Raw genomic sequence first — 19,741 nt, 5'->3', positions numbered from 1 at the left:
CCTGGCACACTTCGATCACATGGAGCCATCTTTGCCTGCCGACCTCTCGGCCGAGGACGCCAAACTGGTCACCCTGGCGCGCGCCGCCCGGGCCCGTACCCGGGCCGCCGAAGGAGCCGCCGTCCGGGACACCGACGGGCGGACGTACGCCGCCTGCACGGTCCAGCTGGACACCGTGCTGCTGAGCGCATTGCAGCTCGCGGTGGCGATGGCCGTATCGTCAGGTGTCAAAGGCATCGAGGCAGCCGCCGTGGTCACCGACCACGAGCTCGCCGCGGTCGATGTCGAGGTGGTCCGTTACTTCGGCGGCGCCGCCCTTCCGGTAGTCGTTGCCGATGGCAACGGAGAGGTTCGTGATGTCGTCCACACCTGAGAACGTGCAACCGGAGTTCAAGTCCGGTTTCGCCTGTTTCGTCGGCCGCCCGAACGCGGGCAAGTCGACGCTCACGAACGCCCTGGTCGGGCAGAAGATCGTGATCACCTCGTCGAAGCCGCAGACCACCCGGCACGCCGTCCGCGGCATCGTGCACCGCGCCGACGCGCAGCTGATCCTGGTCGACACCCCGGGCCTGCACAAGCCGCGGACGCTGCTCGGCGAGCGGCTGAACGACATCGTCAAGACCACCTGGGCCGAGGTCGACGTGATCGGCATCTGCCTGCCGGCCAGCGACAAGATCGGCCCGGGCGACCGGTTCCTGGTCGCCGAGGCCGCCAAGGTGGCCAAGACGCCGAAGGTCGCGCTGGCGACCAAGGCCGACCTGGTCTCGCCCGAGCGGATGATCGAGCACCTGTCCGAGATCCAGACGCTGGGCGAGTCGGTCGGGATCGAATGGGCCTCCGTCGTGCCGGTCTCGGCCACCTCGGGGTACCAGGTCGACACCGTCGCGGACGAGCTGGTGAAGTTCCTGCCGGCCGGCCAGCCGCTCTACCCCGACGGCGACGTGACCGACGAGCCGGAGGAGATCCTGGTCGGCGAGCTGATCCGCGAGGCGGCTCTCGAAGGCGTCCGGGACGAGCTGCCGCACTCGATCGCGGTCACCATCGACGAGATGGGGCTGCGCGAGGGCCGGCCGGACGACAAGCCGCTGCTCGACATCTACGCCAACATCTTCCTCGAGCGGGACAGCCAGAAGGGCATCGTGATCGGGCACAAGGGCGCCCGGCTGCGCGACGTCGGCGCCAACGCCCGCCGCCAGATCGAGGCCCTGCTCGGTACTCCGGTCTACCTCGACCTGCACGTGAAGATCGCCAAGAACTGGCAGACCGACGCCAAGCACCTACGGAAGCTCGGGTTCTGACGTGGGGTCGGCTCCCGAGCTGCTGAAGAATCCCGCGTACTACGCGCTGAACGGCCCGCACGCGCGACTGGCGCTGATCCGGGGCCGGGTTCGCCGCTACCAGCCCGAGGTCGCGCCCTTCCTCGGGCTGCCGGACGAGCCGACCGAGCAGGATTGGGCCGACGCCGCCGAGCTGGTCGGCGTCGGCAACACGGTCGCCTTCAAGGGCCCGGATCGGCCGGTGCCGGACAGTTTCAAGGTGGTCCAGAAGTTCGGCCTGGTGCAGTTCGTCGCACCGGACTCGTTCGGCGTCGAGGAGCCGGAAGCGGTGCTGCTCGGCCCGGACGATGTGCCCGAGATGGTCGCGCTGGTCGCGCTGACCGACCCGGGCCCGTTCCGGCCCCGCACGATCGAGTGCGGCCGGTACCTCGGCCTGCGGCGGGACGGCGAGCTGATCGCGATGGCCGGTGAGCGCTACCACTTGCCGGGGTACATCGAGATCAGCGCGGTCTGCACCCACCCGGACTATCGCGGGCAAGGGCTCGGTAGCCGGCTCGTCCGGGCGGTTGCCGCCGGCATCGAGCAGGCAGGCGAGCGGCCGTTCCTGCATACCGGTGCCACCAATGCCACCGCGATCCGGCTCTACGAGAAGCTGGGTTTCAGCGTCAGCAACCGGATGTCGGTCACGATCGTGGAGCCCGCCGGACGATGAGCGCCTCGGCGAGCGGCTTACGACTGAGGTCGGGGACCTCGCAGTCGGCGGCGGGATAGCCGACCGGGAAGATGATGTACGGCCGTTCGGTGCGCGGCCGGTCGAAGACCTGGCTGAGGAACGCCATCGGGTTCGGCGTGTGGGTCAGCGTCGCGAGACCCATCCGGTGCAGCGCGGCGATGAAGAAGCCGCAGGCGATGCCGACGCTCTCCGACACGTAGTAGTTCTTGCGCAGGCTGCCGTCGGCCCGCGGGGTGTGCTTCTGCGCGAACGCCACCACCAGCCAGGGCGCGACCTCTAGGAACTCCTTGTTCTCGTCGGTCTCCAGCCGGGCGAGCGCCTCGTGCCACTCCGGCAACTCACGCTCCAGGTAGAACCGGCGCTCCTCCTCTTCGGCGGCCAGCCGCACACTGCGCTTGATCTCCGGGTCGTCGGTCGCGACGAACGTCCACGGCTGATAGTGCGCTCCGCTCGGCGCCGTGTTGGCTGTGGCAACCGCCAACTCGATCGCCGCCAGTGGCACGGGCTCATCCGAGAACCAGCGCACCGACCGGCGCGACTCCAACTCGTCCCGGAACTCCGCCCCACGGCGCAGCCCTTCCTCGATCGGAACGCGTGCGGGTGCGTAGGGGATGAAGGGGTGCTGATGGCTGCGGCTCACTTCATCGACGGTAGTCAGCCAGCTCATCATCAGTCCAGCTTGAGAAACTAGAGCAACCCATATGCTTTCCTTATGCCTCTGCCCAACGTCTCGCCTCGCCAGTTGGAGTATCTGGTGGCCATCGCCGAGACGGGCGGGATCACGACGGCCGCCGCGAGGTGCCAGGTCTCGCAGTCCGCTGTGTCGCTCGCGATCGGGGAGCTGGAGCGCGCGCTCGGTGTCACCCTCGTACTCCGCGGCTCACGCCGAGGCACCGGACTCACCCCGGCCGGGCAGCAAGTGGTGACCGACGGGCGCAAGGTGCTGGCCGCCTTGTCGGAGCTCGGGGCCGGTGCGCGCAGTCTCGGCCAGGAGATCGACGGGCGGCTCACGATCGGGTGCTATGCGCCGATCGCGCCGTTCCATCTGCCGTTGGCGATCGCCGGGTTCCGGGAGACGCGGCCCGGCGTGGAGATCGACTTCATGGAGGGCACGCTGCCGGATCTGCAGGGCGCGTTGCTCGACGGTCGCTGCGAGCTCGCTTTCCTTTACCAGCAGGACTTGCTGCCGGGGATCGAGACCGTGGTGCTGCACGACCGGCCGCCGTCCGTGCTGCTTCCCGGTGGGCATCGGCTCGCGCGACGGCGGTCGATCCGGTTGGCCGAGTTGACGGGGGAGCCGTTCGTGCTGCTCGACGTACCGCCGAGTGAGCGGTACTTCCAGGCGGTCTTCGACGCGGCCGGGGTGGAGATGACGCCGGCTCATCGCGCGGGCAGCTTCGAGTTGGCCCGCGCATTGGTTGCCCGGGGCATCGGATATTCGCTGGCCGTGCAGACACCGGCGGTCGAGCTGAGTTATGAGGGTTTGCCGGTGGTCACGCGGCCGCTGGCCGACGGAGTACCGACTACTCCGGTGGTGCTGGGGTGGGCCGCCGGGGGACGCCTCACCCGGCGGGGTGAGGCGTTCCTCGGCTACTGCCGGAAGGCGTTCAGATCGTCTTCTGGTAGTCGAGCCCGCGGCCCACGACGAAGTAGCCCAGCTGCTCGTTGATGCCGATCATGTGGTTGTTGGACTCGGCGTTCCAGGTGTCGATCTGGGTCAGCGCCGGCTCGGCCTCGCGCAGCCAGAGCAGCATGGCGGTCTTCACCAGGGCGCCCAGGCGATGACCGCGATGGTCACGGGAGACCGCGGTGTCGTTCTGGTGGCCGATGTGCGGGCGCTCGCGCTCGACGGTGACGACCGTGTGGCCGGCCGGTTCGCCGGTCGTGCGGTGCCGGGCGATCACCCGGTACATCGTCTCGTTGTGCGCTTCGCGAGCCTGCTCGTAGGCGCGGATCCGGTCCGCCGAGATGGCGTCGTCCTCCATGTCGAGGTCGTCCTTGGGAGCGTCGTTGATCGAGGCGGTGACCGCGACCATGCCCTCCAGGAGTTCCTCGGGGACGGCGCCGACGAACCGCAGTACCTCGTAGTCGGCGGCCGCGAGCACCGCCTCGTCGTACAGCTTCTGCACGGTGGCCCAGTCCAGGTTCGCGATGTCCTGGCGGCGGTTCACCTCGACCGCCTTCTGCTCGAAGCCGTTCGCCCGGATGACCTCGTCCCGGTCCGGCCGGTCCCAGGCCGCGATGCCGACCAGGTGCCGGTCGAGGTCGAGGGCGAGCTGTTCGGCGTACCGGATGAGCTCGTCCTCGATGCCCTGGCCGCGATGGTCCGGATGGACGTCGACCTCGAGCCAGACCGAGTTGGTGTTGTCGCGGGTCGGCGCGAAGAAGTCGAGCAGGCCGACCAGGGACCCGTTCTCGTCGCGGGCCAGGTAGGCGCGGCCCGGGTCGCCGTCCCAGCCGTACTTGAGGTGCGCCTGAAAGCCGAGCGGGGTCGACACGACGGCCGCCGGGCAGTCGACCTTGTGGGTCGCCGTCAGCAGCGCCACTGCCTCGGCGCAGCCGGCAGCGTCGTCTGGGTCAAGTCTGGTGATGTCCACCAGGCCAGAGTGGCGGCAGGAGGCCGGTCACCGCGAGTCATTTATGGCCGGTGGAGAATTTCCTCGCTGAGCTTCCACAGTCGCCGGGCCGCGTCCTGGTCGATCGCATACGGCAGGACGCCGAAGGCGCCCGGGGTCAACGCCAGTACGTCGGTGTCCGGCAGATCTCCCGTGTGCAGGGTGGCGACGTCGACGTCCTCGCAGTACAGACCCCCGAGCCCGTCGAGTTGCGGACTGGTCGCGCACCAGACCTGGGTCGCGGCACCCTGCTCGGGGGTCTTCAGCCCCCGGCTGGGGTCGATGATCGGTGCGTAGTCGTCGTCCAGGAAGCCGCCCTGCCGCAGTACTTCGCGATCGGTGCCGCCGGCCAGATTGGTCATGATGCTGCCGGGATGGACGGCGAACGCGCGGATGCCGTTCTCCCGCTCACGAGCGTCGAGCTCGACGACGAACAGGACGTTGGCCGTCTTCGACTGCCCGTACGCCTGATAGGGGCCGTACTCGCGATGCTCGAAGTTCGGGTCCTCGAAGTCGACGGCGCTGTACCTGTGACCGCGCGACGACAGCGCGACGACCCGGGCGCCGCCGGCCTGGCGCAAGGCGGGAAGGAGGCGCGTGGTGAGCTGGAAGTGGCCGAGGTGATTGGTGGCGAACTGTGACTCGAAGCCACGGGCGTCGCGGCGCAGGGGAGTGGCCATGATCCCGGCGCTGTTCACCAGGAGGTGGAGCGGGCGTCCGGTGGCGAGGAATCGATCGGCGAAGGCGTCGATGCTGTCGGGGTCGAGCAGGTCCAGCTCGTCGACGACCACGCCTTCGATGCCGGCCAGTTGCCTGCTCGCCCGGGCTGTGTCGCGGGCCGGAACGATCACCTCGGCGCCGGCGGACAGGAAGGCCCGAACGGTCTCCTTGCCGAGACCGGAGTAGCCGCCGGTGACGATCGCGGTCTTGCCGGTGAGGTCGATGCCTTCGATCACCTCGGCCGCGGTGGAGGCAGCGGTGAATCCGGATCCGATGGGTTGTTGTGTGCTCATACCTTGAAGCTAGTTCGGCCCGGTCGTACTCTGAATGCTTGTGAGTCCTGAAAATTTGCGCGAGAGTACGGTCGACCCGCTGGCGCAGACGCTGGCCCTCACCGAGGCGCGGTGTCATGTCTCGCGCGGCTTCGAGGCGTACGGCGACTGGGCGCTGCGCTACCCGGCGTCGCGGCGGCTGAAGTTCAGCGCGATGGTGGAGGGGACTTGCTGGCTCGACTTCGAGGACGGCCGGCCCCGGATCGGGCTGGAGCGCGGTGACGTGGTGCTGTTCGACGGCCGGCGGACCTTTCTGAAGGGCAACGCCGACGTACCGGTCGAGGATGCCGTCGAGGCCTTCGACGCATACGACGGGCCGATCGCCCGGTTCGGCAGCGGCGCGGCCGATCGCTCGGGGACCAAGGTGGTTGGCGTCGGCGGGCACGTCAGCGTGAACCGGACCGGCGAGGAGTTGCTGATGCGCGCGCTGCCGCCGGTGATGGTGCTGCGCGCCTCCGATGAGCAGGCCCCGGTCTTCCGCTGGTTGCTCGACCGGTTATTGCATGAGGCAACGACTACGCAGCCGGGGGCGAGTCTGGCCGCCGACAACGTGGCGCATCTGTTGTTCGTGGAGACGTTGCGCGCGTGTCTGACCGAGGCCGGGTCGCTGCCGGTCGGCTGGTTGCGGGCGATCGCCGACGAGCGGATCGCCCCGTCGCTCCGGCTGATGCACGACCAGCCGGGGCGCGCGTGGCAGTTGGAGGAGCTGGCGCAGGCGTCGGCGATGTCGCGGACCACCTTCGCGGAACGGTTCCGGTCGGTTGCCGGCGTACCGCCGCTGACGTACCTGACGAACTGGCGGATGAGGCTGGCCGAGCGAGCGCTGCGCGACGAGGACACCCCGTTGTCCACGCTCGCCCGCTCACTCGGCTACACCTCCGACAGCGCCTTCAGCAACGCCTTCAAGCGGGTCAACGGAATGGCCCCGAAGCGCTACCGCGACGCGGCTACATCCCGTACGAGTGCTCCACGCGCATCGTGAACAGCAGCCGCTTGTCGGCCACCATCGCCCGGCGGTAGTCGTCCCAGTCGGGGTGCTCGCCGGAGGCCTCGCGGTAGTACGCGACGAGCTGCTCGACGGTGTCGTCGTGCTCGTCGGCCGCCACCGCGGTGAGCTCGGCTTTGCCTTCCAGCACGACGTACGAGCGACCACCCGGGCCGTTGACGTAGAGGCTGGCCCGCGGATCGCGACGCAGGTTCTTGGTCTTGGCGCGATCGTCGGTGAGCGACACGCGAATCCGCTCACCGTCGTACAGATAGGTGACGTTGGACAGCTGCGGACGGCCATCGCGCTTGATCGTGACAAGCACGCCGAGCCCGGTCTTACCGGGGAGGTCAGAGGTCATGAGTGGAGCCTAATTTTTCAAGCAGACTTGAAGTCAACCCCGCCGCGAGTCGCCCGGTGGGGTGAGGAGCCAGGTGCGGGTGTGTTTGAGGACTTCGGAGCGGGTGTAGGAGCCGTGGTCGGCGGCGATGAGGTGGCTGCCGATGTAGGTCGAGTAGACGAGCAGGCTGCGGGTCTCGACGTCGGCCGGGTCGGGGCAGAAGGCGCTGAAGAGTTCGCGGAGGTAGGCCATTCGGCGGTTGTCGACGCGGCGGAGGCGGTCGGCGACGGCCGGGTCGCGCCGGGCCCAGTCGCGGATCGCGAGGTCGACGGTCACCTCGGAGGTGAGCCGGTCGGCGGAGGCGACGATCGTGATCAGCCGGCGGAGCTTCGTCGCGGCGTCGCCGCCCTCGCTCTCGACGCGCTGGATCAGTTCCTCGGTGCTGCCCAGTTCCCAGCTGTCCAGCATCTCCTCGAGCAGGGCGCCGCGATTCTCGAAGTACCCGTAGAAGCCGCCCTTGGTGACGCCGAGCGCCTGCGCGATCGCCTCGATCCGGACGGCCTCCGGGCCGCCGTCGGCGAGCGTGCGCAGTCCTTGCTCGATCCACTTCGCGCGAGGGGTGCGGGCCAGCGCCACGAACGTGTCTCCTCTCACTGGAACCAGGTCTATACGCAACCGTATAGACCTTGCTAGCTTCGATCTATACGGAAGCGTACAGACCTTGGAGGAACCGATGAGACTCCCGCTCGCCGCCCACGCGGACCAGCCCTGGCGGATCCACGAACTGACCCCGGATTTCACCGTCGAAGACGTCTGGGCGCTGCCGACACCGGGAGGCCCGGGTGAGCTGTCGCGGCTGCTCACCGCGTTCGGAGCGGCAGGGCCCGACGGAGCGAAAGAGGCGGGAGAGCCTGGCGGAGGCGCGGAGGAAGGCTTTCCGGCCGGCGCGCCATTGATCGTCCGGTTCCTATGGGAGACCCGCTGGCAGCTCGGCCGCCTCTTCGGCTGGGACGACGAGGGCGGCGGGCTCGGTGGGCGGGTGCAGACGTTGCGCGATCGCTTCCCGGACGACCTGCGCGCGGTTCCGACCGGCCCCGAGATGGGCAAGCTGCCCTTCGAGCCGCTCTACCTGCTGGACGACGAGTGGGCCGCCGAGATGGCGAACCGGACGGTGCACGGAGTGCTGCACCTCAGCTGGGTGCCGGATGGCGAAGGTGGCTACCGCGGGCAGATGGCGGTGCTGGTGAAACCCAACGGGCGGCGCGGGGCGGCGTACATGGCGGCGATCAAACCGTTCCGGTACCTCTTCGTCTATCCGGCGTTGCTGGGACTGATCGGTCGCAAGTGGCGGGCCGGCGCCGCTGCCTGAGCCGTCACTCTCCGTCTCGGTCCGCGAGACCCCGGGTTCGACCTCCGGATGCGGTTGTGCATAGACTCACAGACATCATGCGGCACCAGCTTCTCCTCCTTCGCTGCCGCGGCGAGGCCTGACGTAGGCCGGTTTCCTCGCCGCGGAGTTTGTCGTACGCCGGTCGAACTTGACCTAGCTGTACACACTTCCCGCGAGGAGACCCCGCATCATGGCACCGAAGAATCAGCCCAAGCCTGTTCAGCAGTCCTCTGGCATGCCGATCGGCCGGTACAGCGCGTTCCCGCCGATCGCGCTGCCCGACCGGACCTGGCCGGCCAAGTCGGTCGACAAGACGCCGCGCTGGCTGTCCACCGATCTGCGCGACGGCAACCAGGCACTGGTCGAGCCGATGTCGCCGGCCCGCAAGCGGCGGATGTTCGACCTGCTGGTGAAGATGGGCTACAAGGAGATCGAGGTCGGTTTCCCCAGCGCCAGCCAGTACGACTTCGACTTCGTCCGCAGCCTGATCGAGGGCGACGCGATCCCCGACGACGTCACCATCTCGGTGCTGACCCAGGCCCGCGACGAGCTGATCGAGCGCACCGTGCAGTCGCTGGAGGGGTCGCCGAAGGCCACCATCCACCTGTACAACGCGACCGCGCCGCTGTTCCGCCGCGTCGTGTTCAACGTCGACAAGGCCGAGTGCCGCAACATCGCAGTACGGGGCACCGAGACGGTGATGAAGTACGCCGACGAGATCCTGGGCGACTGCGAGTTCGGCTACCAGTACAGCCCGGAGATCTTCACCGGCACCGAGCTGGAGTTCGCGCTGGAGGTGTGCGAGGCGGTCAGCGACGTCTGGCAGCCCGCCGAGGGCCGCGAGATCATCCTGAACCTGCCGGCCACCGTCGAGATGTCGACCCCGAACGTGTACGCCGATCAGATCGAGTGGTTCGGCCGCAACCTGACCCGGCGCGAGCACAGCACCATCAGCCTGCACCCGCACAACGACCGCGGTACTGCGGTGGCCGCCACCGAGCTGGCCTTGATGGCCGGGGCCGACCGGGTCGAGGGCTGCCTGTTCGGCCACGGCGAGCGGACCGGCAACGTCGACCTGGTCACGCTGGGGATGAACCTGTTCAGCCAGGGCATCGACCCGCAGATCGACTTCTCCGACATCGACGAGATCCGCCGGACGGTCGAGTACTGCACCCAGATGCGCGTGCCCGAGCGTCAGCCGTACGCCGGTGACCTGGTCTACACCGCCTTCTCCGGCTCGCACCAGGACGCGATCAAGAAGGGCCTGGAGGCGCTGGACAAGCAGGCCGCGGCCGAGGGCATCCCGGTCGGCCAGATCCACTGGGAGGCGCCGTACCTGCCGATCGACCCGAAGGACGTCGGCCGGTCGTACGAGGCGGTCATCCGGGTCAACTCGCAGTCCGGCAAGGGCGGCGTCGCGTACATCATGAAGTCGGAGCACCGGCTCGACCTGCCGCGCCGGCTGCAGATCGAGTTCAGCCGGGTGATCCAGCAGCACACCGACGCCGAGGGTGGCGAGGTCGGTCCCCAGCAGATGTGGGACATCTTCGAGGCCGAGTACCTGGCGCCGGGCAAGCTGTCGCTGCTGACCGTCAACTCGACCTCGGGTGAGGGGCAGAACGACGCGCTCCGGGTGCAGGTCTACTCCAACGGCGTTCCGCACGAGCTGGTTGGCGAGGGCAACGGTCCGGTGTCGGCCTTCGTCGACGCGATCAGGCCGCTGAAGTACGACGTACGGGTGCTGGACTACCACGAGCACGCGCTCTCGGCCGGCGGTGACGCCCTGGCGGCGGCGTACGTCGAGTGCGAGGTCGGCGACGACGTCTACTGGGGTGTCGGCCGGGACGCCAACATTCTCACTGCGTCGCTGAAGGCAGTCGTCTCGGCGATCAACCGCGCCACCCGTTAATTGCATGGTGCTTCACGCCCAGAGCTGATTGGCTCTGGGCGTGATCACCGTCCGAGAGATCGACCCCCACGACGAGCAGGCCTTCGACGCTTGGTACGCCGTACTCCGAGCCGGTGCCGTCGCCGATCGCGAGGTACCACTCGTCTTCAGCCACCAGGCGACGGCGAACTCCCTGCGCTCGGACAACCCGATCAAGACCAGGCTCCCGGTCGCGGCATTCGACGGGGAGCGGGTGGTCGGCGCGATGCTCTTCGAGTACTACCTGAAGAACGACCTCGACGCGGTCATCGTGGAGATCGACGTGCTGCCCGCCGAGCGGCGGCAGGGGATCGGCACCGCGCTGTGGGGCTGGGCGCGGTCGAAGGCAGCGTCGCTCGGCCGGACGATCTACCAGGCCGAGCTCGCCGTTCCCGACGGCTTCACGCCCGAGACCTGGCCCGGGTCCCTGTTCGCCGCCAAGCTCGGGTTCGTGGTCGAGCATGTCGAGGACCATCTCGTCGTACCGCTGCCGTACGAGCACCGGGTGGAACTGGAGCCGCTGGAGGGGTACGAGCTGATCTCCTGGGCGGGTCCGTGCCCGGAGGAGTACCTGCCGGTGTACGCCGACCTGCGCAGCGCGATGGCTCGCGACGTACCGATCGGCGGGATGTCCCGGGAGCCGAAGGTCTGGACCGCTGACGAACTCCGCCAGCTGGAGGAGCGAACCGCCAGAAGCTACCAGGCCTTGGTCGTGCTGGCCCGCACTCTCGATGGCCGCCCGGCCGGCTACACGGTGATGTACCTGCCGCTGACCGACCCGGACAACGTGCAGCAGTTGGACACGCTCGTCCTGCGCGACGACCGCGGCCACAACCTCGGCGCGCACCTGAAGGCCGCCAACCTGGCGCAACTCGCCGAGCACCGGACCACCCAGAAATGGCTGCACACCTGGACCGCCGAGACGAACGGCGCGATGCAGAAGGTCAACGCCCGCTTCGGTTTCGTGGCCCGCGAGAAGAACGTCGAGTGCGAGCTGGAACTCCCCGCGCCGACTCTTCGGCCTGCCGCGCGGGCTGTCGTGCTGGACCCGGAGGACCGGATCCTGTTGCTGCGCTTCGAGTTCGCCGATGGGCACGCCGTGTGGGCGCCGCCGGGTGGTGGGGTGGAGGCGGAGGAGTCGTTGCCGCAGGCACTCGCCCGCGAGCTGGCCGAAGAGATCGGGATCGAGCCGCCTGCCGACGCGCCGCACCTGTGGCATCAGGTGACGGTCGCTGATGGGCATGCCGCAGGGTTCGACGGAGTGACGAACGACTACTTCCTGGTGCGGACCGATGCGTTCGATCCGGCCGGTTCGATGTCCGTGGAGGAGCTGCAGGCGGAGAACGTGCATGGGCATCGCTGGTGGACCTTCGAGGAGATCCAGAGCCATCGTGGTCCGGAGTACCTCTCGCCGCGCACGCTGCCTGTGCTGCTGTCCCGGTTGCGCGACGACGGGCCGCCCGCGGAGCCAGTATTCATTGGCTTGTGAGAGGTCTGTTGGGAAGGTATGTGAAGGGTGTGAGGACGCGAGTCTGCGGCGGGTAGGCGATCTAGCGTTGGGGCTGTGACTACATCTACTGGTGATCCCGTCCCGTTATTCGTGCCTACCCGTAGCGCTGGGGCGCTGGACGTCGCGGCTCTGCAATGGGGGCATCGGCCGGACGGCGTACGGGTGGGCATCGCGTTCAGTTCTGCTCAGTTGTTGCGGGCGGCAACGGGGCCGCGGCAGGAGTGGGTCCGGTTGCATGAGAGTTCGCTGCGGGAGATGCTCGCGCCGTTCGGCATCAGCGTGATCCAGCTCGACCCGGTGCTCGTCGGCCCGGACGTGGCTCAGGTCCGTACGCCGGAACTGGTGGGCCACCATGGCGGTTGAGCCCTACGACCCGCACCCACGCCGGGAGCGCTTCGATCCCGAGTTCGTCGCGATCGTCCGGATCATCGTCGTGATCGGCGCCCTCGCCGCCTTGCTCTACTGGCTGGGCTGATCAGAGCCGGCGTTCCCAGCTGAGGTGGCCCTCGTCCATCAGGGCGTGGCCGTCGGCGCCAGCGGCCACGCTCGGGTCGTGGGTGGCGATGATGACCGCCGCGCCGCGGTCCGCCTCGTCGCGCAGGAGGGCGAGAACGCGCTCTCTGTTGGTGCTGTCGAGTTCGCTGGTGGACTCGTCGGCGAGGATCACCTTGCCGCGCTGGGCCAGTCCGCGGGCGACGGCGACGCGCTGTTGCTCGCCGCCGGACAGCTCCTCGACGAGGTGGTCGCCACTGTCCTCCAGCCCGACGTCAGACAGCGCTTTCGCGATGATGTCGTCGATCGACTCCAGCGCCTCGTCGCGGTCCTGGTCGTCGGATGGCAACTTCCGCTCGGCCAGCAGCGGCATCGACAGGTTCTCGCGCGCCGTGAGGACGCGGGCCAACCCGTTGCCCTGTGGGATCAGTACGACGCCGTGCGCCGCCGCCCGCGGCCGGTCGACGATCTCGAGCCCGTCGACCTCGACCGAGCCCGACTTGGCCGAGACCGCGCCGGCGATTGCCCAGAGCAACGAACTCTTGCCGGCCCCCGACGGCCCGCTGACCGCCAGTACGTATCCGGGCGGCACCCGCAGTGACACGTCGGCCACCGCGACCAGGTCGCCGTACGCGACGGTGAGGTTGGTGACGGTGATCATGCCTCGCCTTCCTGCTCGACCGGCGTCAACCGGACCTCGCCGTCCTCGGTGGTGGTCACGCGCAGCAGCGTTCCCGGTGGCAGCAGCTCCGCGACATGCGGCGGCAACGGCAGCGAGCCGTCGGTCGCGACCACGGCGAACTCCTCACCCGAGCGGCCTTCCGACGCGATCCGCCCGTCCTTGATCGTGATCGTCCGCGGGAGCACGGCGGCCACGTCCGGGTCGTGGGTGATCAGCAGCACGGTCATACCGGTCGCCTTGTTGATCGTCGAGATCGCGGCCAGTACCTCGTCGCGTGCCCGGTGATCGAGCTGGCTGGTCGGCTCGTCGGCCAGCAACAACCCAGGGAACGTGGCGATCCCGACCGCGACCGCGCACAGCTGGATCTGACCGGGTGTGAGCCGTTCCAGCGGAGTGTGCGCATGGTTGCTCAGGCCAACGAGATCCAGTACTTCCTTCGGCGCCGGGAGCGGTCGGCCTTTTGCTGCGGCGCGTTGCGCGTACCGGACATTGTCCTCGGGCGAGAGGTACGGGATGAGATTGCGTCCGGCCCCCTGCAGCACGATGCCCACGTCGCCGGCACGCATCCGGTCCAGCTCGGACTCGGTCATGGTGGCGATGTGATGCTCGCCGATCTGCAGTCGCCCGGCGCTCGGGGTCAGCAACCCACCGCAGAGCTGCAGCAGCGTGGACTTCCCGGCGCCGGACGGCCCGAGCAACCCGACCAGCTCGCCCGGCCGGACACTGATCCCGATTCCGGACAGCGCGGCGACGTCGTGCCCTTGGCTGCGGTAGATGTGCACCAGGCCGGTCGTGTTGATCGCGAGGCCGGTCATGACAGCTCCTCCCGGATCCGGGTATAGCCGGCCCGCCGGTTGACGCCGGTGCCGAGCAAGAGGGTCGCCGCGGTCATGATCGCCGTACTGATCACCGTCAGCGCCAATGCGACGCCCCAGTTGGTGGCGAGGTCGAGGGGGATCGGCGACGGTTGGCTGGTCGGGGCGAACAGCGGGATCATCGGCAGCGCGACATGGGCGCCCAGGATGCCGCAGGCCGAGCCGAGCAAGGCGGCCAGTGCGACCGGCCCGGTCTGCTCCCACCTCGCCGCTCTGCCGGTCGTAGCAGCCGGTACGCCGGTGATGCGCAGGCTCGCGTAGTCCTGGGCCCGGGAGCGCCACGAGGTGACGATCATCAGCAGCAGCACGATGATGGCGAGCGCCCAGCCGGCCACACCGATCACCGGTGTCAGCTGGAGGGCCAGCGCGCTCGCGGAGCGGCCGTAGGTGGCGACCTGGTCGGACTTGCGGTCGATGAGGGTCGCCAGGATGCCGGCCTTGCCCAGCTCGTCGATGATCTGTTGCGAGTGGGCCAGGCCGTCCTTGTTCAGCCAGAGCTCGAAGTCGGTACTGGTGTCGGCCACGCTGCCGCCCAGCCGGCGTACCGTCTCCAGATCGACGACCGCGGTGTGTTCGCTGTAGCGCGGGATCGCGGTCTGCAGCCGGTCGAGCTTCTCTACCATGAACGCGAGGCCGTCCAGGCCGGGCACGGTCTGGGACTGGGTGACCGCGTACTCCGGGCTGATCAGCGCCGGCACGGCGACCGGGATCCGGGTGGTCTGGACGCTCACCTCGCGGCCGATGCTGGTGATGCCGAGGATCAGGCCGCCCGGCGGGCCGTCGGTCGCGCTGATGCTGCCCAGGTTGACGGCGTCGCCTTCGGCCTGGTCGGGCGCGTTCCAGCTGCCGGCCTTGCCGAGCGGGATCGACGGCTGGGTGTCGGTGGCGACCTTGTCGATGGTGATCTCGCCGCGGATGCCGGCCGAGTCGCCCAGCTCGCGGGTGACGCCCAGCCGGATCAGGTCGCAGGTCTCGGGGCAGACGATCTGTTTGCTGAGCTGGACCTGTTTGCCGGCGTCCAGCTTCATCGGCGGGAAGTCGACGGTGAACCGGGACCCGGTGTCGTGGCTGAAGAGCGAGGCCTGGAGCACGACGGACTTGGCGGGTGGCCCGACCGGGGCCTCCTCGCCGTCCCCGGTGGGTGGGTAGTAGGGCTGCAGTGCGCCAGGGGTCGCGGTGATGGTCAGCCGCTCGCCCTTCAACGTGATCGGCGGTGGCTCGGTCGGGGCCTTGAGCTGCCGGAAGCCTTGGGCGTCGGTCAGCTGGTCACCGCGGAAGGCGACCCGCTGGTAGCTGTCGGGCTCGATCATCAGCGTGCGCAGGCCGTCCGGGTTCGACGGGGAGGAGAGCACGACCGGGGTCATCCAGCGCCGGTCGTGGTCGATCTTGTCGATCGCGGTGCTGAAGTCGGAGAAGACCCGTACGTCCATCGACAGCACACCGTCGGCGCCGACCTCGTACCCGGCTCGGTAGTCGCGGTTGCGGTCGGCCACGGACGAGGCCTGGCCGGCGAAGGAGACCAGTGCCGTCGCCACGGCCACCACGGCGACGATCCGGGTCACTGCTGGGCGGCGGGCCACCTGGAGCGCTCCGAGCGCTAAGCCGAGCTGTCCCCGGCGCAGTGCTTGCCTACTGATCAGGCCCGCTGTCGGGAGAAGGAGGTGGGCGAACGTCAGGCCTACTGCAAGCGCGAGCAGGCTTGGCGTCAGTACGGGCAGTGGACCCCGGCCGCCACCGGTCAGCGCGCCCAGCAGCCCGGCCGAGGCGACCACGATGACGATGACGTCGATCAGGCCGATGGTCCGGCCCCGGCGCCGCGGCACGATCCGGCGGAGCAGGGTCGAGATCGGCTGGCTGATGACCGCCCGGATGGTCCAGGCGACTACTGCGAGTCCAACGAGAGCCGCGAGGGCCGCGGCGGCCGGTACGGTCCAGGGCAGCTCCAGCGGAGCCCCGTCGTTCAGCCAGGTACTGCGTACCACCAGCAGCAGCCCGAACCCGACCAGCCCGCCCAGCAGTGTGCCGACCACGACCGGCACCGCAAGCTCGGTGGCCAACGACCGGCCCGTACGCCGTGAGCTGGCGCCGCGCAGCCGGGACACGGCCAGCTCGGGCCTGCGCTGGTCGACGACAGCGGCCAGTGCGAGGGCGAGCACCACGACGCCGAACAGGGCCACCTGGACCATCACCAGCGGGATGATCGTGGCGGCCTGCTTGCGCTCGGCGGTGATCCCGTCGATGACACTGCTCAAGGCGGAGGTGTTGGCCGTCTCGAGCGAGGCGCCGTTGACGTTGGAGTCCTCGGTGGCCTGACGGAGCTTTGCCAGGTCGTCGACCCGGGCTTTGCCTGGCAGTGGGTGGACATCCACGGTCGAGTGGGCGCCCCAGACGCCCTTCTCGAGGGTGTCGCGGGTGGTGAAGATGTAGTCGGCCGTGGCCGGGCGGGTCTCGCTGGCTGGGAGCGAGTGGCCGGTCGGGCCGAGGCCGTACCAGTACAGGTCGTTGTTGTCGGCGCGGTAGATGCCGACAACTTTGAGCTTGCCGCCACCGGCGTACTTGCTGGACTGGGCGTTCAGGGTGGAACCGATGTCGGCGCCGAAGTTCTTCACGTCCTGGGTCGAGACGGCGGCCTCGTTCGGGGCGCTCGGACACTTGCCTGAGGTCAGTACGAGCTTGTCGCAGTAGCCGTCCCGCCAGACCACCTTGCCGGTCTGATCCGGCTTGCCGAGCGCCCAGCCGACCTCGACCGACATGCCGTAGATCGGCGGGCTGAACAGCGGGCGCAGGTCGTCGGGGATCAGGGTGGCGATCCGCTCGGGCAGCACGGAGGCGTTGGGGCCACTGAGCAGTGGCGGTGGTGTCGACTCGAGTTGCCAGCTTGCTTGCAGCCACTGGCTGGTCAGGGTCTCCGTGGTGACCGTCTGCTCGACCGCGCGGGAGAACCACGGCGCGAACGTCGCGCACGCGCCGATCAGCACGCTCACCCCGGCGAGCACCAGCATCTGGGACCAGCGGTACCGCAGCGCCTGCTTCAGAAACATCAGTGGCTCACCCCTAAGCCGTTCCGCCCCTTGGACATCGATTCACTACCCGGCCGAAGATACGGAAATCCGGGGTCGGGCAGCTCGTCAGAGGTCAAATGACACAGAGTCGTTACTGCGGTATAGGTTTCTTGGCATGCGTGAATCCCACCTCGGAGAACTGACCGTTTCGGCCCTCGGCCTCGGCTGCATGGGGATGTCCCAGTCGTACGGCGTGCAGAGCGACGACGCGGAGTCGATCGCCACCGTGCACGCCGCGATCGACGCCGGCTGCACGTTCATCGACACCGCCGACGTGTACGGCGACGGTGCCAACGAGGAGCTCGTCGGGCGGGCGCTGGCCGGCCGGCGGTCCGAGGTGGTGCTGGCGACGAAGTTCGGCTTCCAGCGGGTCGGCTCGGACATGCCCAACGTGGTGAACGGGCGGCCGGAGTACGCGGCCTCGGCTCTTGATGCGTCGCTGCGACGGCTCGGAGTCGACTACGTGGATCTTTGGTACCTGCACCGGCGCGACCCGGAGGTGCCGATCGAGGAGACGGTCGGGGCGATGGCTCTCGCCGTGGAGGCGGGCAAGGTCCGGTACCTGGGGTTGTCGGAGGTGTCGGGGGAGACGGTGCGGGCGGCACATGCGGTGCACCCGATCAGCGCAGTACAGAGTGAGTGGTCGCTGTGGACGCGCGACCCGGAGACCGGCGTACTGCCGACCCTGCGCGAGCTGGGGATCGGGTTCGTGCCGTTCAGCCCGTTGGGGCGTGGCTTCCTGACCGGGCAGATCACTTCGCCGGACGACTTCGAGCCGGACGACATGCGGCGGGGGATGCCGCGGTTCAGCGGGGAGAACTTCCAGCGCAATCTGGATCTGGTGGCGCGCGTGCAGTCCCTTGCCGCGTCGAAGGGCGTGCTGCCGAGTCAGCTGGCCCTGGCCTGGCTGCTTGCTCAGGGCAACGACGTGGTGCCGATTCCGGGGACGAAGCGGCGGAAGTACCTGGCTGAGAACCTTGGTGCTGTGGACGTTTCGCTGTCTGCTTCCGAGTTGGCGGAGCTGGATGCGGCGTTCCCGCCGGATGCGGTGGCGGGGGATCGGTACGCGCCTGCTGGCATGAATCAGGTGGGCAAGTGATCGGTGTGACCGGGTCTACCGGTCAGCTGGGGTCGCGGATCGCTCGGTTGCTCGCGGCGGACGGGGTGGCGCAGCGGTTGATCGTGCGGGATCCGGGGCGGGCGCCGTCGTTGGCAGGGGCGGAGGTGGCGCAGGCGGCGTACGGGGAGAAGGCTGCGTTGCTGAATGCGCTGGACGGGGTCACGACCTTGATGCTGCTGAGCGCGACTGAGTCGGCGGACCGGGTTTCCTTGCATAAGGCAACTGTTGATGCCGCGGTGGCGGCGGGGGTGCAGCGGATCGTCTACACCTCCTTTGTCGGTGCTTCGCCGTCGGCGACTTTTACGTTTGCGCGGGATCATTGGCACACCGAGGAGCATGTGCGCTCGACCGGTGTGGACTTCACGTTCTTGCGGGACAACCTGTATCTGGACTTCTTGCCGGGGTTCGTCGGCGCTGATGGTGTGATCCGCGGGCCGGCGGGGGATGGGCGGGTCGCAGCGGTCGCGCGTGATGATGTCGCCGCGGTGGCGGCTCGGGTGCTGGTGTCGTCTCAGCACTCCGGGATGACCTATGACCTCACTGGGCCTTCCGCGTTCACGCTGACCGAGGCGGCTTCCTTGATGAGCACGGCGTGGGGGCGGCCGGTGCGGTACGAGCCGGAGACACTCGACGAGGCGTACCGGTCGCGCGAGGGCTTCGGTGCGGCTGCGTGGGAGGTGGCCGGGTGGGTCACGTCGTACGCCGCCATCTGTAGCGGCGAACTGAGCGGCGTGAGCAGCGCCGTCGAAGACATCACCGGCCACCCGGCCATCAGCCTCCCCGACTACCTCGCCAAGTCCTGAACCTCGCAGGCGGGACCTGCGCCCTGCGTCGCCGTATCAGCCTCGTGGGGATTGTCGACGGGACCTGAGAGAATGATCAGATGCCGCTCTATCGTGACGAGGCGATCGTGCTCCGGGTCCAGAAACTGGGCGAAGCCGACCGGATCGCCACGCTCCTGACCCGCGGCCACGGCAAGATCCGCGCGGTCGCCAAGGGTGTCCGCCGCACCTCGTCCCGCTTCGGTGCCCGCCTGGAACCCTTCAGCCACGTCGACCTCCAGCTGGCGACCGGCCGCACCCTGGACGTGGTCACCCAAGCGGTCTCCATCGCCGCCTACGGCGAAGGCATCGTCAGCGACTACGCCCGCTACACCACCGGCACGGTCATCCTGGAAACCGCCGACCGCCTGGTGGTAGAAGAAAAAGAACCCGCCACCCAGCACCACCTCCTGCTGGCCGGCGCCCTAAGAGTCTTGTCATCCGGTGAACGCACCCCCGGCCTGGTCCTGGACTCCTTCTTCCTCCGCTCGCTGGCCATCTCCGGCTACGCCCCATCCTTCGACGACTGCGCCAAATGCGGCGAACCAGGACCCCACCGAGCCTTCAACCCGGCCGCCGGCGGCATGGTCTGCAGCACCTGCCGCCCACCCGCCTCCACCATGCCGTCCCAAGCCACAGTCACTCTGTTGGCGGCCCTCCTAACCGGCGACTGGCCCACCGCAGAACGCACAGACCCCAGAACCCGCCGAGAAGCCACCACCCTCGTCTCCGCCTTCACCACCTACCACCTGGACCGCCTCCGCTCCCTCCGCCACCTAGACCTAACCCCCACCACCGCCCCCCAACTAAACCTCAACTAGCCCCCGCCCCGCCCCGGCCGCGCCCGCCCTGCGCCCGCG

Annotated in this window: 21 protein-coding genes; 13 read left to right on the top strand and 8 right to left on the bottom strand. The window is 68.8% G+C overall.

What is annotated here, in order from left to right:
• Window positions 1–19 precede the first annotated feature (19 nt).
• From ABD116_RS40975 to ABD116_RS40965, 3 genes are read left to right on the top strand one after another with little or no spacing between them, the layout of a single operon-like run.
• Window positions 20–373 carry a cytidine deaminase gene (locus ABD116_RS40975; RefSeq protein ID WP_425552264.1) on the top strand — a complete coding sequence of 118 codons (354 nt, stop codon included), beginning with the start codon at window positions 20–22 and terminating at the stop codon, window positions 371–373.
• Entirely contained in the window at window positions 357–1,298 is a 942-nt protein-coding gene (era, locus tag ABD116_RS40970) for a GTPase Era (RefSeq protein WP_343984000.1), read from the top strand. Before ABD116_RS40975 ends, era begins: the two co-directional genes overlap by 17 nt.
• A gap of 1 nt (window position 1,299) precedes the next feature.
• A complete protein-coding gene (locus ABD116_RS40965; RefSeq protein WP_343983998.1) occupies window positions 1,300–1,989 on the top strand; it encodes a GNAT family N-acetyltransferase in 690 nt (229 codons plus the stop codon).
• Here the strand turns inward: ABD116_RS40965 and ABD116_RS40960 are convergent.
• Window positions 1,961–2,650: a nitroreductase family protein gene (locus ABD116_RS40960; RefSeq protein ID WP_343983997.1), complete on the bottom strand. Its 690-nt coding sequence runs from the start codon at window positions 2,648–2,650 to the stop codon at window positions 1,961–1,963. The genes ABD116_RS40965 and ABD116_RS40960 overlap by 29 nt on opposite strands.
• Window positions 2,651–2,722: 72 nt before the next feature.
• On the opposite strand from ABD116_RS40960, the gene ABD116_RS40955 reads away from it, so the two are divergent.
• The gene (locus tag ABD116_RS40955; RefSeq protein ID WP_343983996.1) at window positions 2,723–3,679 is read left to right on the top strand and encodes a LysR family transcriptional regulator; all 957 of its coding nucleotides are present in this window, start codon (window positions 2,723–2,725) and stop codon (window positions 3,677–3,679) included.
• On the opposite strand, the gene ABD116_RS40950 is transcribed toward ABD116_RS40955, so the two are convergent.
• Both ABD116_RS40950 and ABD116_RS40945 read right to left on the bottom strand, forming a co-directional pair.
• The gene (locus ABD116_RS40950) at window positions 3,618–4,607 is read right to left on the bottom strand and encodes a GNAT family N-acetyltransferase (protein WP_343983994.1); all 990 of its coding nucleotides are present in this window, start codon (window positions 4,605–4,607) and stop codon (window positions 3,618–3,620) included. The genes ABD116_RS40955 and ABD116_RS40950 overlap by 62 nt on opposite strands.
• 41 nt (window positions 4,608–4,648) lie before the next feature.
• Complete coding sequence (locus tag ABD116_RS40945; RefSeq protein WP_343983992.1) at window positions 4,649–5,638, bottom strand: oxidoreductase; 990 nt, start codon at window positions 5,636–5,638, stop codon at window positions 4,649–4,651.
• 40 nt (window positions 5,639–5,678) lie between these two features.
• On the opposite strand from ABD116_RS40945, the gene ABD116_RS40940 reads away from it, so the two are divergent.
• Window positions 5,679–6,659 (top strand): AraC family transcriptional regulator, encoded by a 981-nt coding sequence (locus tag ABD116_RS40940; protein WP_343983990.1) that lies wholly within the window; start codon window positions 5,679–5,681, stop codon window positions 6,657–6,659.
• Here the strand turns inward: ABD116_RS40940 and ABD116_RS40935 are convergent.
• Complete coding sequence (locus tag ABD116_RS40935; protein WP_343983988.1) at window positions 6,625–7,023, bottom strand: PPOX class F420-dependent oxidoreductase; 399 nt, start codon at window positions 7,021–7,023, stop codon at window positions 6,625–6,627. The genes ABD116_RS40940 and ABD116_RS40935 overlap by 35 nt on opposite strands.
• A 33-nt stretch (window positions 7,024–7,056) precedes the next feature.
• Window positions 7,057–7,656, bottom strand: a complete 600-nt coding sequence (locus ABD116_RS40930) for a TetR/AcrR family transcriptional regulator (protein WP_343983986.1) — start codon at window positions 7,654–7,656, stop codon at window positions 7,057–7,059.
• Window positions 7,657–7,735: 79 nt separating this feature from the next.
• On the opposite strand from ABD116_RS40930, the gene ABD116_RS40925 reads away from it, so the two are divergent.
• The 5 genes from ABD116_RS40925 (at window position 7,736) to ABD116_RS40905 (ending at window position 12,304) form a co-directional block, all read left to right on the top strand.
• Window positions 7,736–8,371 carry a DUF2867 domain-containing protein gene (locus tag ABD116_RS40925; RefSeq protein ID WP_343983984.1) on the top strand — a complete coding sequence of 212 codons (636 nt, stop codon included), beginning with the start codon at window positions 7,736–7,738 and terminating at the stop codon, window positions 8,369–8,371.
• Between the two features lie 211 nt (window positions 8,372–8,582).
• On the top strand, window positions 8,583–10,301 hold the full coding sequence (leuA, locus tag ABD116_RS40920; RefSeq protein ID WP_343983982.1) for a 2-isopropylmalate synthase: 1,719 nt from the start codon (window positions 8,583–8,585) through the stop codon (window positions 10,299–10,301).
• Window positions 10,302–10,341: 40 nt separating this feature from the next.
• Window positions 10,342–11,808 (top strand): GNAT family N-acetyltransferase, encoded by a 1,467-nt coding sequence (locus ABD116_RS40915; RefSeq protein WP_343983980.1) that lies wholly within the window; start codon window positions 10,342–10,344, stop codon window positions 11,806–11,808.
• 75 nt (window positions 11,809–11,883) lie between these two features.
• On the top strand, window positions 11,884–12,192 hold the full coding sequence (locus ABD116_RS40910) for an SAV_915 family protein (RefSeq protein ID WP_343983978.1): 309 nt from the start codon (window positions 11,884–11,886) through the stop codon (window positions 12,190–12,192).
• Entirely contained in the window at window positions 12,182–12,304 is a 123-nt protein-coding gene (locus tag ABD116_RS40905; protein WP_343983976.1) for a hypothetical protein, read from the top strand. Before ABD116_RS40910 ends, ABD116_RS40905 begins: the two co-directional genes overlap by 11 nt.
• Here the strand turns inward: ABD116_RS40905 and ABD116_RS40900 are convergent, their stop codons facing one another.
• Genes ABD116_RS40900 through ABD116_RS40890 form a run of 3 tightly spaced genes read right to left on the bottom strand, consistent with a single transcriptional unit; the run spans window position 12,305 to window position 16,919 of the window.
• On the bottom strand, window positions 12,305–12,982 hold the full coding sequence (locus ABD116_RS40900; RefSeq protein ID WP_343983974.1) for an ABC transporter ATP-binding protein: 678 nt from the start codon (window positions 12,980–12,982) through the stop codon (window positions 12,305–12,307).
• Window positions 12,979–13,818 (bottom strand): ABC transporter ATP-binding protein, encoded by an 840-nt coding sequence (locus ABD116_RS40895; protein ID WP_343983972.1) that lies wholly within the window; start codon window positions 13,816–13,818, stop codon window positions 12,979–12,981. The genes ABD116_RS40900 and ABD116_RS40895 overlap by 4 nt, the downstream gene beginning before the upstream one ends.
• Window positions 13,815–16,919, bottom strand: coding sequence for an FtsX-like permease family protein (locus ABD116_RS40890; RefSeq protein ID WP_343983970.1), 3,105 nt, complete (start codon window positions 16,917–16,919; stop codon window positions 13,815–13,817). Before ABD116_RS40890 ends, ABD116_RS40895 begins: the two co-directional genes overlap by 4 nt.
• A 136-nt stretch (window positions 16,920–17,055) precedes the next feature.
• Here ABD116_RS40890 and ABD116_RS40885 point away from each other — a divergent pair, with 136 nt between their 5' ends.
• From ABD116_RS40885 to recO, 3 genes are all read left to right on the top strand, one after another.
• The gene (locus tag ABD116_RS40885) at window positions 17,056–18,039 is read left to right on the top strand and encodes an aldo/keto reductase (protein ID WP_343983968.1); all 984 of its coding nucleotides are present in this window, start codon (window positions 17,056–17,058) and stop codon (window positions 18,037–18,039) included.
• A 5-nt stretch (window positions 18,040–18,044) separates the two neighbouring features.
• Complete coding sequence (locus ABD116_RS40880) at window positions 18,045–18,863, top strand: SDR family oxidoreductase (RefSeq protein ID WP_343983966.1); 819 nt, start codon at window positions 18,045–18,047, stop codon at window positions 18,861–18,863.
• Window positions 18,864–18,943: 80 nt separating this feature from the next.
• Window positions 18,944–19,702 (top strand): DNA repair protein RecO, encoded by a 759-nt coding sequence (gene recO, locus ABD116_RS40875; RefSeq protein ID WP_343983964.1) that lies wholly within the window; start codon window positions 18,944–18,946, stop codon window positions 19,700–19,702.
• Window positions 19,703–19,741 lie beyond the last annotated feature (39 nt).

Source organism: Kribbella koreensis (genome assembly GCF_039525325.1).
Classification (GTDB): Bacteria; Actinomycetota; Actinomycetes; order Propionibacteriales; family Kribbellaceae; genus Kribbella; species Kribbella koreensis.
Note: the sequence above shows the minus strand (reverse complement) of the source record. Positions and strands in the feature narration are given on the sequence as shown.